Annotated in this window: 12 protein-coding genes; 5 read left to right on the forward strand and 7 right to left on the reverse strand. The window is 69.3% G+C overall.

The annotated features are described in order from the left end of the window. Positions 1 to 19 precede the first annotated feature (19 nt). Together R2B38_RS41750 and R2B38_RS41755 are read right to left on the reverse strand one after the other, a co-directional pair. Positions 20 to 1,198: a permease gene (locus tag R2B38_RS41750; RefSeq protein WP_318021005.1), complete on the reverse strand. Its 1,179-nt coding sequence runs from the start codon at positions 1,196 to 1,198 to the stop codon at positions 20 to 22. Positions 1,199 to 1,395: 197 nt separating this feature from the next. Then, positions 1,396 to 1,815, reverse strand: coding sequence for a DUF2218 domain-containing protein (locus R2B38_RS41755; protein WP_318021006.1), 420 nt, complete (start codon positions 1,813 to 1,815; stop codon positions 1,396 to 1,398). Between the two features lie 76 nt (positions 1,816 to 1,891). On the opposite strand from R2B38_RS41755, the gene R2B38_RS41760 reads away from it, so the two are divergent. From R2B38_RS41760 to R2B38_RS41775, 4 genes are all read left to right on the forward strand, one after another. After that, positions 1,892 to 2,467, forward strand: a complete 576-nt coding sequence (locus R2B38_RS41760) for a TetR/AcrR family transcriptional regulator (protein WP_318021007.1) — start codon at positions 1,892 to 1,894, stop codon at positions 2,465 to 2,467. A gap of 294 nt (positions 2,468 to 2,761) precedes the next feature. Next, on the forward strand, positions 2,762 to 3,847 hold the full coding sequence (locus tag R2B38_RS41765) for an ABC transporter substrate-binding protein (protein ID WP_411978538.1): 1,086 nt from the start codon (positions 2,762 to 2,764) through the stop codon (positions 3,845 to 3,847). Positions 3,848 to 3,932: 85 nt separating this feature from the next. Beyond that, positions 3,933 to 5,180: a sensor histidine kinase gene (locus tag R2B38_RS41770; RefSeq protein ID WP_318021009.1), complete on the forward strand. Its 1,248-nt coding sequence runs from the start codon at positions 3,933 to 3,935 to the stop codon at positions 5,178 to 5,180. Further along, entirely contained in the window at positions 5,177 to 5,824 is a 648-nt protein-coding gene (locus tag R2B38_RS41775) for a response regulator transcription factor (protein WP_318021010.1), read from the forward strand. The genes R2B38_RS41770 and R2B38_RS41775 overlap by 4 nt, the downstream gene beginning before the upstream one ends. Here the strand turns inward: R2B38_RS41775 and R2B38_RS41780 are convergent. From R2B38_RS41780 to R2B38_RS41795, 4 genes are all read right to left on the reverse strand, one after another. Beyond that, complete coding sequence (locus tag R2B38_RS41780) at positions 5,817 to 7,868, reverse strand: beta-galactosidase (protein WP_318021011.1); 2,052 nt, start codon at positions 7,866 to 7,868, stop codon at positions 5,817 to 5,819. The genes R2B38_RS41775 and R2B38_RS41780 overlap by 8 nt on opposite strands. Positions 7,869 to 8,012: 144 nt before the next feature. Beyond that, the gene (locus R2B38_RS41785) at positions 8,013 to 9,353 is read right to left on the reverse strand and encodes a sugar ABC transporter substrate-binding protein (RefSeq protein ID WP_318021012.1); all 1,341 of its coding nucleotides are present in this window, start codon (positions 9,351 to 9,353) and stop codon (positions 8,013 to 8,015) included. Positions 9,354 to 9,399: 46 nt separating this feature from the next. Then, positions 9,400 to 10,347, reverse strand: a complete 948-nt coding sequence (locus R2B38_RS41790) for a carbohydrate ABC transporter permease (protein ID WP_318021013.1) — start codon at positions 10,345 to 10,347, stop codon at positions 9,400 to 9,402. A 3-nt stretch (positions 10,348 to 10,350) separates the two neighbouring features. Next, complete coding sequence (locus tag R2B38_RS41795) at positions 10,351 to 11,277, reverse strand: carbohydrate ABC transporter permease (RefSeq protein WP_318021014.1); 927 nt, start codon at positions 11,275 to 11,277, stop codon at positions 10,351 to 10,353. Between the two features lie 293 nt (positions 11,278 to 11,570). Between R2B38_RS41795 and R2B38_RS41800 the strand changes: the two genes are divergently transcribed. Continuing rightward, complete coding sequence (locus R2B38_RS41800) at positions 11,571 to 12,557, forward strand: LacI family DNA-binding transcriptional regulator (RefSeq protein WP_318021015.1); 987 nt, start codon at positions 11,571 to 11,573, stop codon at positions 12,555 to 12,557. Between the two features lie 51 nt (positions 12,558 to 12,608). On the opposite strand, the gene gndA is transcribed toward R2B38_RS41800, so the two are convergent. Continuing rightward, entirely contained in the window at positions 12,609 to 14,078 is a 1,470-nt protein-coding gene (gene gndA, locus R2B38_RS41805) for an NADP-dependent phosphogluconate dehydrogenase (protein ID WP_318021016.1), read from the reverse strand. Positions 14,079 to 14,208 lie beyond the last annotated feature (130 nt).

Raw genomic sequence — 14,208 nt, forward strand, 5'->3', positions numbered from 1 at the left:
GTCGGGTGCCGGACGGGTCCTAGTGGTGGTGCTCGTGGTGCTCGTGCCCGTGTTCCTGCTCGCCCTCGTTCGGTGAGCCGCCCATCATCCGCAGCATGGCCGGACCGCCGCTGCGCAGGAACCGTACGACCAGACTCGCGGCAAGCAGCATGAAGGCGATGTTGAGCCAGGTCGTGTAGTTCCAGGTGATCCCGTCGTCGGGGATCTTGGCGTCGGCCTGGTCCGGGACGAGCCCCAGGCCGCCGAAGGCGAACTCGACGATGTACCCGGCTACGGCCATCGCCGCGAAGAAGGTGACCAGGAGGAAGCCGGCCATGCGGGCGCCGTAGTACTTCCGGTAGATGTTCAGGATCGGCAGGATCAACAGGTCGGCGTAGATGAAGGCGATCACCCCGCCGAAGCTGATGCCGCCCTTCCACAGCACCACCGCGAGGGGCACGTTGCCGATCGAGCAGACGAAGGTCGCGATGGCCACCAGCGGTCCGACGAGCGGTCCGACCAGCTTCGCGGCGAGGGGATGGTCGGCGAGGAAGAACGTGTGCCAGAAGCTGTCCGGCACCCAGGCGGCGATCGCGCCCGCGATCAGCAGTCCGGCCACCAGGTCGCGCAGGATCGCGGCCCACTCCATCACGAAGATGTGCGCGACGGACGTGAACCCGTCCCGCGAGAACAGCCGACGGACGAAGCTCCCCTCGCCCCCGATCGACATGTCCATCGCCGCGTGCCCCTCCATGGAGCCGGCCAGCCCGCGCTCCGCCTGCTCCTGCGCCCGGTCCAGCAGACGCTGCCGCAGGAAGAGCCGGAACAGCACGGCGAGGACGACGATCATGATAGGTCCGCCGACGAACTCCGCGGCGGTGAACTGCCAGCCCATCAACAGGGCCAGGATCACGCCGAGTTCGACGACCAGGTTGGTGGAGGCGATCTCGAACGCCATGGCCGCGGTGAAGTTCGCGCCCTTGCGGAACAGGGAACGGGCGAGCGCCACGGCCGCGTACGAACAGGACGACGAGGCGGCGCCGAGCCCGGCGGACAGGGCGAGCGTGCGCGGCCGGTCGTCACCGAGCAGTCGTACGACCGTCGACCGGCGCACCACCGCCTGCACGACGGCGGAGAGCGTGAACCCGAGGATCAGTGCCCAGGTGACCTCCCAGGTCATCGACCCGGCAATGGACAACGCGTGCCCGATCGCTCCCATGAACCCGCCCCTCTCCGGTGTGTGTCTGGCAGGACTATACCCCCAGGGGGTATGAAACGCGCGTGACGGGGCCTGTCCAGTGGGTGTCGGTCGGGGGCGGGCGCGACCTGTCCGATACGGCTCCTGTGGCGCCGTGGAGTGAGGCCACCGACGAGAGCTGCCTTCGCCAGGACGACCGTCACCACAAAACCCGCGACTCAGCCGGGGGGTTGTTGGCGCGGCGGAACCGCCGCCTCGCCGGGTGCGTCGACGGCTGCCCCGGACGGCCGCCACTCCACCCGCAACGGATCGCGCCTGCTGAACCTGCCGATGTGTGTGCTGACGAGATCCTCGAGCCGCTCCAGGTTCTCCCGGTCGTCGGCCTCGACGCGCACCAGCAGTGCGCCGGGAAGGGCCCGCAGGGTGCACTGCCCCCACGGCAGGCGGAGCGTCCCGTCGCTGTCGGTCCACTCGACCTGGATCTGGTCGGGCCGGAGCTCCGGGAGCGTGTGGGTGCGCGGGCGATGGGTCAGGTGGCGGCCCTTGTTGGCGAAGTGCTTGCAGAGCTGTGCGAGGTAGCGGCTGGGGCGGTCGGTGGGGATGCGTGCTTCGGCGGTGAGTGTGCGTTCTGTTGTCACCCCGACAGCTTTATCGAGACACTGTGTCGCTGTCAATGCATAGTGTCTCGATGGTGGCGGGGCGTATCCTGAGGCCGTGCCGAAGATCTGGAACGAGACCATCGAGGAGCACCGTCGCGCCGTCCGTGACACGGTGCTGGAGACCACGGCGGTGCTGGTCACCGAGCACGGCCTGCGCTCGGTGACGATGTCGAAGATCGCCCAGGAGAGCGGGATCGGCCGGGCCACGCTGTACAAGTACTTCCCGGACGTCGAGTCGATCATGACGGCGTGGCACGAGCAGCAGATCGCCGGGCATCTCAAGGAACTCGCCGGACTCCGGGACGGCTCCGGCAGCGCGGGGGAGCGCCTGAGGGCGGTACTGGAGGCCTATGCCTTCATCCAGCAACGGCGCCACGGTCACGGCCCGGAACTCGGCGCGCTGCTGCACCAGGGCGAACACGTCGTCGGCGCGGAGCAGCACCTCCACCGCTTCCTCCGCGACCTCCTGGCCGAGGGCGCCCAGGCCGGCGACATCCGCGCCGACGTCTCCCCGGACGAACTCGCCACCTACTGCCTCCATGCCCTCGCCGCGGCCGCAGTCCTGCCCTCCAAGGCGGCGGTACGACGACTCGTCACGGTCACGGTCACGGGGCTGCGCCCGACGCCGTAGTGACGGAACTCCCGGGTCTCGACGTGCTGTTGGCGCGGCTGGTGAGACACGGGCAACCGGACCTCGGTGTTCAACCGATCGGTTGAACCCAGCTTCAACCTCGCGCGCACCCTTCGCTCCGTACGGACGACGCGACCGGCCCCCGGGCGGCAGAAGAATCACGAATGACCATGGCGCCCGGCTTCCGCCGACGCAGCTCATGGCGTCAAGCCCCCTTCAGAGAGGCCCCTCAGCGTGTCCAGTTTTCTCAGTAGGCGACGTGTCCTTGCCGGTGGAGCCGGTGCTGCGCTCGGGATGAGTGTGCTCGGTGCCGCGGCCACGCCCGCCGTAGCCGCCTCGGGCGGGTGGTCCTCGCGGAGTGGTTCCGGAGCCGAGGAGAGCCGGACGCTCGACGAGCTGTACCGGGCCGCCCTGGCGGACGGCGGCAAGCTGGTGGTCTATGCCGGAGGCGACACGCCGACCCAGCAGGACGCCACCAAGGCGGCCTTCAAGAAGCGCTTCCCCGCCATGGACCTGACGCTGATCGTCGACTACAGCAAGTACCACGACGTGCGCGTGGACAACCAGTTCGCGACCGACACCCTGGTGCCCGATGTCGTACAGCTCCAGACGCTGCAGGACTTCACGCGGTGGAAGGAGGAAGGGCGGCTGCTGCACTACAAGGCGGCCGGGTTCTCGAAGGTCTACGACAAGTTCAAGGACCCGCAGGGCGCCTGGGTCGCCATCGGGGCGGTCGGTTTCAGCTTCCTGTACGACGTCGCCGCGGTTGGTGCGGATGCTCCCAAGAGCCCGCTCGACCTGATCGACCCCAAGTGGAAGGGGAAGATCGCCTCGTCCTACCCGCACGACGACGACGCGTCCCTCTACCTCTACACGCTGTACGCGCAGCGGTACGGCTGGGACTGGGTGGCCGCGCTCGCCGGGCAGGACGTGCGGTTCGCCCGGGGCAGCAACTCCCCGGGGGACGCGGTCCGCGCCGGACAGAAGGCGATCGGCATCTCCACGGCCGGCACCCTGCTCTCCTCGGACCCCGTGAAGTGGGTCGTACCCGATGGCCACCCCTTCATGGCCTGGGGGCAGCGCGCCGCGATCCTGAAGCAGGCCAAGAACACCACGGCCGCCAAGCTCTACCTCAACTGGCAGCTGTCCGACGCCCAGCAGCGGGCGTCCTTCAACGGCTGGTCGGTACGGACCGACACCACGCTCCCGGCGGGACTGAAGCCGATCTGGGAGTACCCGAACGCGAACATCGACGGCTTCCCCCGCTTCATGGCCGACCGCGCTGGGGTCGAGCGCTGGAAGCAGACCTTCGCCCTCTACTTCGGCGAGGTCAAGGGCGATCCCTCGCCGGGCTGGCTGGGGCTGCACCCGGGGGCGTGACGATCCCCACTGTTCACACTGGTCATACAGGTGGTCGATAGACTCGGGAGCCCTGTCCGGATCATGTGGCCCAAGGGGATCCGCCGTGTCCGCACGCACCCAGCTGACCGCTCGCGGCAGTCGGCACACCCTGGAGCACGTCTCCCATCTCGCGCTGTTCCTCGTCGTCGGGGCGGGCTTCGTCCGGCTCGCCCTGATCGACGTCCCGTTGTGCTGGTACATCGTGAGCCTCAGCGGAGCGCTGGCCCTGGTGTACGCGGGCGGGCTCACGTGGTGGGACCGGCTCGGGCCGTTCGGCAGGCGTGCCTGGGTTCCCGTACTGATCCTGCTGTGGACCGTGCTGACCTTCCTCACCCAGGCGCCGCTCACAACTGCCTACGTGTGGTGCGCCGTTCCGCTCGCCTGCGCCGCCCTGCGGGTGCTCGACCGGCGGGCCGCCGTGGTGACGGTGGGCGTGATCACCGTCGTACTCGGCGGGTCGCTCGTCCGGTCCGTCGGGCGGTTCGACCCCGAGGTCGTGCTGGTCCCCTTGGCCGCGGTGTGGGCGACCGTCGCCCTCTACCGGACCCAGCAGCGGGACGCGGCCGTCCGCCAGCGGCTCGTGGACGAACTGCGGGACACCCGGGACACGTTGGCGAAGCAACAGCGGCAGGCGGGTGTGCTCGAGGAGCGCACCCGGATCGCCCGCGACCTGCACGACACGCTGGCCCAGGAACTCGCCGGCAGCGTGATGATGTTGCAGGTCGCCGAGCGGGACTGGGACGAGCGGCCGGACGTGGCGCGCACCCGGGTCCGTGCCGTGGCCGACGGACTCGGCGCGAATCTGGCGGAGACCCGGCGCATCATCCGCGATCTCACTCCCGCCGCCGTCGCCGAGGCGGGCCTCGAAGACGCGCTGCGGCTGCTGTGCGCCCGGTCGCGGACGGAGGGCGCCGGGACCCGGGTCCAGTTCCGCGCGGTGGGCGCGCACCGGCCGGTCCTCGACGAGCACACGGCCACCACCCTCTTCCGCGTCGCCCAGAGCACGCTGGCGAACGTACGCGAACACGCCCGCGCGGCAAGCGTGTCGGTCACCTACCGGCGACACAGGGACCGCGTGGAACTCGAAGTGAGCGACGACGGGCGGGGCTTCGACCCCGCCGCGGCCTTCGCGGCCGGTGCCCGCGCGGACCGCGGCTTCGGGCTGCCCGCCGCCCGGGCGCGACTGCGCGAATGCGGCGGAGACCTCGACGTGAGCAGCGTGCCGGGGCGGGGGACCAGGGTCCGCGCCATGGTCTCCGCCGCACCCCGGATCCAGCCCGTCGCACCTCTCACCGCGGCGACCACCGCATGACCGCCGCACCGCTCCGCCTCCTGATCGCGGACGACCACGCCGTCGTACGGGCCGGGCTGCGCGCCCTGCTCGACGGCGAACCGGACCTCGACGTGATCGCCGAGGCCGGGAGCGGTGAGGAAGCGGTGCGTCTGGCGGCCCAGTTGACGCCCGACGTCGCGCTGATGGATCTGCGGTTCGCCGGGGCGGGGAGCGGTATCGACGGTGTCGAGGCCGTACGGAGGCTCGCCGCGCGGGCGCCGGGCGTCGCGGTGGTCATGCTGACCAGTTATGCCGGACGGGCCGATGTCGTACGGGCGTTGGAGGCGGGCGCCCGTGGCTATGTGCTCAAGGCGGGGGCGCCGGAGGAACTCTTCCAGGCGGTGCGTACCGCCGCAGGCGGCTCGGTCGGGCTGGCCTCGGAGGTCGTCGGCGAACTCGTCGGCCAAGTGGTCGACCCCGAGCGGGAGTTGACCCAGCGCGAGGTCGAGGTCGTCCGGCTGATGGCGGAGGGGCGGAGCAACCGGGCCATCGCCGAGGCGTTGTTCCTCAGCGAGGCCACGGTCAAGACCCATCTCGTGCGGATCTACCGCAAGTTCAAGGTCGACAACCGGGCGGCGGCCGTGTCGGAGGCCGTCCGCCGGGGGCTGCTCGAACTCACCTGACGGGCTGGCGTACTACAGCGACATCCCTGGGGGAGAGGACAGGGAAGCCGTCGTCGCCCGCGCTGCCGACCAGGAGTTCGCCGGACAGACCCGTCAACGGCACTGTCCCGTCGGTCCGGTTGACCAGGAAGAGGTAGCGGCTCTCTGCGTTCCGGCGCACGGTCAGCTCCACAACTCCCCTTGCGGCGTCCGGGAGTTCACTGGTCACACCGGCGGGCGCGAGCAGCTCCGGGAGCAGACCCGTGAGGCCCTCGCGGCCCAGGCGCGTGGAGACGTACGCGGCCGAACCTCCGCCCACCGTACGGCGGGTGACGGCGGGGCGGCCTGCGTACGCACCGCTGCCGTAGTGGGCCAGCACCTCCACCTCGGGGTCGGTCACCGTGATGCGGTCGGTCCACAGGGAGCCCGTGACGGTGCCGTCGAGGTCAAGCTCGACCGTGTCGCCGTCGAGCAGCGGGCCGAACTCCTCGATGCGGATGCCCAACAGGTCGCGCAGGGCGCCCGGGTAGCCGCCGAGCCAGATGTGGTCGTTCTCGTCGACGACACCGGAGAAGTACGTGGAGACAAGGTGGCCGCCCTGCTCGACGTAGCGCGTGAGTTCCTTGGAGAGGGCCGCCGGGATCATGTGCAGGACCGGCGTGATCACCACGTCGTAGCGGTCGAGGGCGGTCTGCGCCGTGACGATGTCGGCGCGGACGCCGAGGTCGAGGAGGGCGGAGTACCAGTCGAGCGCTTCCTGGCGGTAGTCGAGGCGGTCGGTGGGGTGCGAGTCCTGCTCGCTCGCCCACCAGGACTCCCAGTCGAAGACGATGCCGACCCGGGCCGTCTCCCGGTCCGACCCGGCGATGGGGGCCAACGTCCGCAGCGTGCGGCCGAGTTCGGCCACCGCGCGGAAGACCTCGCTGTCCTCCCCGGCGTGCGGGACCATCGCCGAGTGGTACTTCTCGGCACCGGCGGCCGACTGGCGCCACTGGAAGTAGCAGACGGCGTCGGCGCCGTGCGCGACGTGCAGGAGGGAGTCACGGGCGAGGTCGCCGGGGCGCTTCGCGACGTTGACGGGCTGCCAGTTGACGGCGCTGGTGGAGTGCTCCATCAGGAACCACGGGCGGCCGGCGGAGATCCCGCTGACGAGGTTCGCGGAGAAGGACAGTTCGTCGCGGTCCTGCGAACCGGGCGTGACGTAGTGGTCGTTGGAGACGAAGTCGATCTCGCTCGCCCAGTCGGCGTAGTTCATGCCCTTGGTGTTGCCCATCACCATGAAGTTGGTGGTGACCGGCACGTCCGGGGTGATCTCGCGCAACAGGTCGCGTTCCGCGCGGAGATGGTCCTTGAGCGCGTCGGAGGAGAAGCGCTTGAAGTCGAGTTGCTGGGTCGGGTTCGGGAAGGAGGCGGCCAGCCGGGGCGGGAGTATCTGCTCCCAGTCGCTGTACCGCTGGGACCAGAAGGCCGTGCCCCAGGCCTGGTTGAGCGTGTCGATCGTCGTGTAGCGGGCGCGCAGCCAGTCGCGGAAGGCGCGGGTCGCGTCGTCGGAGTAGTCGTAGACGTTGTGGCAGCCCAGCTCGTTCGAGACGTGCCAGGCGACCAGCGCGGGGTGGTCGGCGTAGCGCTCGGCCACCTTCCGTACCAGGCGCAGCGCGTGCTCGCGGAAGACGGGCGAGGTGGGGCGCCAGTGCTGGCGGCCTCCCGGCCAGAGGGTCTCGCCGGCGGCGGTCACCGGGAGGATCTCCGGGTGCTCCGTGCTCAGCCACGGGGGCGGGGACGCGGTGGCGGTGGCCAGGTCGACGCCGATGCCGCCCGCGTGCAGCAGGTCCATGACCTCGTCGAGCCAGCCGAAGTCCCACTCGTCCCGGGCCGGTTGGATGCGCGCCCAGGAGAAGATCCCCACGGAGACGATGTTGACGCCGGCCTCGCGCATCAGTCGGATGTCCTCGTCCCACACCTCCCGCGGCCACTGCTCCGGGTTGTAGTCGGCGCCGTAGGCGAGACGGGGGGTGGCGTCACCGTCCGGCCCGTGCCGCAACTGGGACAGGAGGGTGGAGATCATGGTGGTCCTTCCGGTTACTGCACAGGCGGTACGAGATACGTGAAGCGTGGTGGGTTCCGGGCGGCCGCCGCCGAGCTGACTGCTGCTCGGCGGCGGCTCCGGAGGAGGTGCCGGTTACTTCGTGGAGCTGTTACTTCGAGCGGGTCACTTGTTGACCGTGAAGCCCTGCTCGTTGCCGTACTTGACGGAGGCGTCCTGCCAGCTCTTCAGACCCTGGGCCAGCGTCGTACCGGAGATGTACGCCTTGCCGACGGTGTCGTTGAAGATCGAGTTGGCGTACTGCTGGAAGGGCAGGTACGACCAGTCGGAAGCGACCTCGGACGCGGACTGGGCGAAGATCTTGTTCGCCTGCTGCCCACCGAAGTACGGGAACGCCTTGTTCTGGAACGCCGCGGACTGCTGCTCGGCCTTGGTGGCCGGGAAGGCGCCCTCGTTCACGCGGGTCTGGATGCCGGCGCCGGCGTTGGCGTACTGGACGAACGCGTAGGCGAGTTCCTTGTTCTTGCCCAGGGTGGGCAGGGTGAGGGACGAACCGCCGTTCTCCGCGCTGGACTTGCCGCCCGCGGTCCACTGCGGCATCGGGGCCGCGCGCCAGTCACCGGAGGCACCGGCGACACCGCTGACGAAGTTGGCGGGCATCCAGGCGCCGGTGGTCAGGGTGGCGATGGTGCCGTCACCGAGGCCCTTGTACCAGTCGTCGGTCCAGCCGTTGATCGGCGAGAGGAGCTTCTGGTCGATCAGCTTCTGCCAGGTCTCCGTGTACTTCTTGGCGCCCGCGTCCTCGAAGTTGACCGTCACCTTGGTGCCGTCGACCTTGTAGGGGCGCGAACCGGCCTGCCACAGCATGCTGGTGGTGAAGCCCGCGTCACCGGCGTCGTTGGCGATGTACGCCTTCGGGTCGGCCTTGTGCAGCTTGGCGGCCGCTGTGACGTACTCGTCCCACGTGGTCGGGACGGCGATCTTGTACTTGTCGAAGACCTTCTTGTTGTAGAACATCGCCATCGGGCCCGAGTCCATCGGCAGGCCGTAGACCTTGGAGCCGTCGCTCACCGCGTTCCACGGACCGGCCGTGTACTTGGAGGCCAGCTTGTCGGCGCCGTAGGGCGTCAGGTCGGTCAGGCCCTTGGTGAGGGAGTACTGGCTCACCGCGAAGTACTCGACCTGGGCGACGTCGGGGACGCCCTTGCCGGCCGCGATCGCGTTCGACAGCGCGGTGTAGTACTTGTCACCGGACTTGTCGCTGACCAGGTTGATCTTGACCTTGGGGTACTTCTTCTCGAAGTCGGCGGCGACCGTCTTCAGCGTGGGCTCCCAGGCCCAGACGTTGACCGTGCCGCCCTTCTTCAGGGCCGCCTGGATGTCCGACGCGGATACTGCCTTGCTGCTGGAGCTGCTGTCGTCCGAGCTGCCGCACGCGGTCGCGCCCAGGGAGAGGACGGAGAGGACGGCGAGGCCGCGCAGCAGGCGGCTGGTGGTTCTGCGCATGGAGGTGCTTCCACTTCTTCGTGGGTGGGACTTCTTGAGGGTTGGGTTATTCCTTGACGCTTCCGGCGGCGAGACCCGACTGCCAGTACTTCTGCAGCAGCAGGAACGCGGCGATCAGCGGCACGATGGTGAGCAGCGAACCCGTGATCACCAAGTTGAAGATGACGTCGCCGCCGATCGTCTGGGCCTGGGAGCTCCAGGAGCTCAGGCCCAGGGTCAGCGGGAACCAGTTCGGATCCCTGAGCATGATCAGCGGCAGGAAGTAGTTGTTCCATGTCGCGACCGTGGTGAACAGCAGCACCGTCACGACACCGGGGGCGAGCAGTGGCAGGGAGACCTGGAAGAAGGTGCGGATCTCGCCCGCTCCGTCGATCCGCGCGGCCTCCAGCAGCTCGACCGGGATGGCCTCGGTGGCGAACACCCACATCAGGTACAGGCCGAACGGCGAGATCAGCGACGGGATGATCACCGCCCACGGGGTGTCCGTGAGCCCCACCTTGCTGAACATCAGGAAGGTGGGCACCGCGAGGGCCGTACCGGGAACCGCTACGGCACCGATGACCACGGCGAAGACGGCGCGTTTCCCGGGGAAGTTGAACTTCGCCAGCGCGTAGCCGCCGAGGATCGACAGGAAGGTGGCACCGCCGGCGCCGAGCACGACGTAGAGCAGGGTGTTCAGCAGCCAGCGGCCGAAGATGCCGTCGTGGTAGGTGAACGTGTCGTGGACGTTCGACCAGAGGGCGAACTTGTGGGCGAACCACAGGCCGTTGGAGTCGGCGAGTCCCGCCTGCGTCTTGGTCGCGTTGATGAGCAGCCACAGCAGCGGCACCACGGCGTAGACCAGGACCAGACCGGTCAGCACGGTCAGCAGCACGCTGCGCTTGGGGCGTCCGGGGGAGTGCTTCTTGCGCGGGGTGCGCAGTCGGGGCGTGGTCCTGGAACCGCCGGACGCGGCCGATGCGGAGGGAGAGGCGGTGGTGACGGGGGTGCTCATGGCTCAGGCTCCCTTGCGCATGCCGCGGAGCTGCACGACGTAGGCGATGATCATGGTGATCAGCCCCATGATGATGGCGACCGCCGCGGAGTAGTTGTGCTGCTGTCCGTTGAAGGACAGCGAGTAGGTGTAGAAGTTCGGCGTGTAGTCCGTCGTGATGGCGTTGCGCGCCAGCGGTCGCAGGATGCTCGGCTCGTTGAAGAGCTGGAAGCTGCCGATGATCGAGAAGATCGTCGCGATGACCAGGGCGCCGCGGATCGCCGGGAGCTTGATGGCCGTGATGACGCGGAACTGGCCGGCGCCGTCGATCTCCGCCGCCTCGTACAGCGAGGTCGGGATGACCCGCAGCGCGGAGTAGAAGATCAGCATGTTATAGCCGACGAACTCCCAGGTCACGATGTTGCCGATCGACGCCAGCACCAGATGGGCCGAGAGCGGGTCGGGCAGCGTCACGTCGAAGGCGCTGTTGATGTCACCGACCAGACCGAACTGGGTGCCGTACATGAAGCCCCACATCAGGGTGGCGACCACGGCGGGCACGGCGTACGGCAGGAAGATCGAGATCCGGAAGAAGTCCCGGCCGAAGAGCCGGCCGCTGTCCAGGGCGAGCGCCACGAACAGGGCGATGCCGAGCATGATCGGCACCTGGATCACCAGGAACAGCGAGACCCGCTCCAGGGAGGACCAGAACTGGTCGTCCTGGAAGGCCTGCGTGTAGTTGTCCAGGCCGACGAAGTGGTTGCCGCCGATGAGCTGGTCGCGGAAGAGGCTGAGATAGATCGAGTACGCGATCGGAGCCAGGAAGACGAAGGCGAAGACCACCGCGAAGGGTCCGATGAAACCCCATCCGGTCCAGGATCGTCGGTCCCGTTTCGCCGACGGCCTGGTAGGAGGCCGAGTCGCGGCCGCAGGGGGTTGAAGCGTCGTCATGTAGTTCCTCGCTCGTCCATCTCGGAACCGGCGTCACACGCCGTCGCGATGTCGCGTAAACAGCACGGTCCGGAACGGCCCCGGGCTGTTATGTTTACGTAAACATCTGATGGCGGCATGTCTACACTGCCCCAATGTCGGTGGTCAAGGGTCGTTTGGGGAAACACGGCCGAGGCGATCGGATCGATATGTGAGGGATACAGGTGGACACAGTGGACGGTGCCTCGGGCGGTACGGAGAAGCCACGCAGACGCAGCGGGAAACGGTCGTCGAGACGCGCCCCGAGCGCGTCCATGGCGGATGTCGCGCGCGTCGCCGGCGTGTCGTCGCAGACCGTCTCCCGCGTGTCGAACGGCTTCGCGGGCGTCAACGAGGAGACCAGGCAGCAAGTCCTCGCCGCCATGAAGGAGTTGGGCTACCGGCCCAACAGCGCGGCCCGGGCGCTGAAACGCGGTGAGTTCCGGACCATCGGCGTGATCACCTTCAATCTCTCCACCACCGGCAACATGCGCACCCTGGAGGCGATCGCCACCTCCGCCGCGCACGAGGGCTACGCCGTCACGCTGCTGCCGGTCGCCGTGCCCACCCAGGACGAGGTGCGCGGCGCCTTCTCCCGGCTGGGCGAACTCGCCGTCGACGCGGTCATCGCCATCATGGAGGTCCACCTCCTCGACGCGGCGACCATCTCCCTGCCGCCCCACGTCCAGGTCGTCGTCGCCGACTCCGACGCGGGCGACCGCTACAGCGTGGTCGACACCGACCAGAACGGCGGCGCACGGGCCGCCGTGCGCCACCTCCTCGACCTCGGCCACCGCACGGTCTGGCACCTGGCGGGCCCCGAGGAGTCCTTCGCCGCCCAGCGCCGCGCCGACGCCTGGAGCGCCGAACTCGCCGACGCGGGGCGGCCCGTGCCCCCCGTCGTACGCGGCGACTGGTCCGCGGAGTCCGGCTACCGCGTGGGACTCGACCTCGCCCAACAGACCGACTGCACGGCCGTGTTCGCGGCCAACGACCAGATGGCCCTGGGTCTGCTGCGGGCCCTGCACGAGCGCGGCCGGCGCATCCCCGAGGACGTCAGCGTCATCGGCTTCGACGACATCCCCGAGGCGGGTTCCTTCCTGCCGCCCCTGACCACAGTCCACCAGGACTTCGCCGAGGTCGGCCGGCTGTGCGTCGAGGGTGTCCTGCGGCGGATGCGGGACCGCGGCGACGAGCACGGCACCACGCTGGTGCCCACGAAACTCGTCATACGCGACAGCACGGCACCGCCCGTCGCATAGCAGGAGGGCCCTCCCGCGAACAACGCGGGAGGGCCCTCCTGGCGGGGTGACTCAGGCAGTCGTCTCCGGGCGGCCGGGCCGGGACCAGTGCGTGTGGAACATGCCGGTGCGGTCCGTGCGGCCGTAGGTGTGCGCGCCGAAGAAGTCGCGCTGGCCCTGGAGCAGGGCCGCCGGCAGCCGGTCGGCGCGCAGCGTGTCGTAGTGCGACAGCGCGGCGGAGAACGCCGGGACGGGGATGCCGCGGCGGGCCGCGGAGGCCACCACCTCGCGCCAGGGGACCTGAGCGTCGCCGATCTCCTGCGCGAAACGCTCCTCGCCCAGCAGGCTGACCAGCCCCGGGTCGGCCGTGTACGCGGCACGGATGCGGTCGAGGAAGGAGGCGCGGATGATGCAGCCGCCGCGCCAGATCCCGGCGACCGCGGCCAGGTCGATCGACCAGCCGAACTCGGTCGCCGCGTCCTGGATCATCTTCCAGCCCTGGTCGTAGGCGATGACCTTCGAGGCGTACAGCGCCTGCTCGACCTGGGCGGTGAACCGGTCGGCCTCGGTGCGGCTCAGCGGGGGAGTGGTGCCGCCGGGCAGGCCGCGGTAGGCGGCGCGCAGGTCGCCCTGGCTGGAGGAGGCGCGGGCGAAGGTGGCCTGCGCGATCGCGGTGACCGGCGAACCCAGCTCCAGCGCGGTCTGCACGGTCCAGCGGCCGGTGCCCTTCTGACCTGCGGCGTCGGTGACGATGTCGACGAACGCCTTGCCGGTCTCCGCGTCGGTGTGGGCGAGGACCTCGGCGGTGATCTCGATCAGATAGGAACCCAGCCGCCCCTCGTTCCAGCGCTGGAAGATCTCCGCGATCTCGGCCGGGGTGTAGCCGCCGACCTGGCGCAGGAGGTCGTAGGCCTCGGCGATGAGCTGCATGTCGGCGTACTCGATGCCGTTGTGCACCATCTTGACGAAGTGCCCGGCGCCGTCGGTCCCGATGTGCGTGGAACAGGGCTCGCCGTCGACCTTCGCGCTGACGGACTCGAACATCGGACCCAGCACGGCGTACGACTCCGCCGAACCGCCGGGCATGATCGAGGGCCCGTTCAGCGCGCCCTCCTCGCCGCCGGAGACCCCGGCGCCGACGAAGTGGAGGCCCTTGTCGCGCAGGGCGGCCTCGCGGCGGCGCGTGTCGGCGAAGTGGGCGTTGCCGCCGTCGATGATCATGTCGCCGGGCTCCATGAGCGCGGCGAACTCGTCGATCACGGCGTCGGTGGCCGGACCGGCCTGCACCATGATCATCAGGCGGCGGGGCTTCTCGAGCGCGGCCACGAACTCCTGGGCCGTCTCGGCCGGGACGAAGGCACCTTCGTCGCCGTACTCCTTCATCAACTCATGGGTGCGGTGCGGCGACCGGTTGTGGACGGCGACCGTGTAGCCGTTGCGGGCGAAGTTGCGCGCGAGGTTGCGGCCCATCACGCCGAGGCCGGTGACGCCGATCTGGGCGGTTTTGTCGGCGGCGGGGTCGTGCGGTGCGGATGCGTTCATGGGGTGCCTGTTCTCCGAGTCGGTGACGTGGCGGGTCGGCGCTGGGCGCCCATGACCGCTGGTACGTCTGTGATCGCGAAATGACTCGAAGTGCGGGCCCCCGATTCGTAATTCGTTCCCGCGCCGCGTC

Origin of the sequence: Streptomyces sp. N50, from assembly GCF_033335955.1 — a bacterium.
Taxonomy (GTDB): Bacteria; Actinomycetota; Actinomycetes; order Streptomycetales; family Streptomycetaceae; genus Streptomyces.

Bases quoted from the DNA above. Each gene is read 5' to 3' on its own strand.
- R2B38_RS41750 (WP_318021005.1), bottom strand. From the start codon at position 1,198: ATGGGAGCGATCGGGCACGCGTTGTCCATTGCCGGGTCGATGACCTGG.
- R2B38_RS41765 (WP_411978538.1), top strand. From the start codon at position 2,762: ATGAGTGTGCTCGGTGCCGCGGCCACGCCCGCCGTAGCCGCCTCGGGC.
- R2B38_RS41775 (WP_318021010.1), top strand. From the start codon at position 5,177: ATGACCGCCGCACCGCTCCGCCTCCTGATCGCGGACGACCACGCCGTC.
- R2B38_RS41780 (WP_318021011.1), bottom strand. From the start codon at position 7,868: ATGATCTCCACCCTCCTGTCCCAGTTGCGGCACGGGCCGGACGGTGAC.
- R2B38_RS41785 (WP_318021012.1), bottom strand. From the start codon at position 9,353: ATGCGCAGAACCACCAGCCGCCTGCTGCGCGGCCTCGCCGTCCTCTCC.
- R2B38_RS41790 (WP_318021013.1), bottom strand. From the start codon at position 10,347: ATGAGCACCCCCGTCACCACCGCCTCTCCCTCCGCATCGGCCGCGTCC.
- R2B38_RS41795 (WP_318021014.1), bottom strand. From the start codon at position 11,277: ATGACGACGCTTCAACCCCCTGCGGCCGCGACTCGGCCTCCTACCAGG.
- R2B38_RS41800 (WP_318021015.1), top strand. From the start codon at position 11,571: ATGGCGGATGTCGCGCGCGTCGCCGGCGTGTCGTCGCAGACCGTCTCC.
- gndA (WP_318021016.1), bottom strand. From the start codon at position 14,078: ATGAACGCATCCGCACCGCACGACCCCGCCGCCGACAAAACCGCCCAG.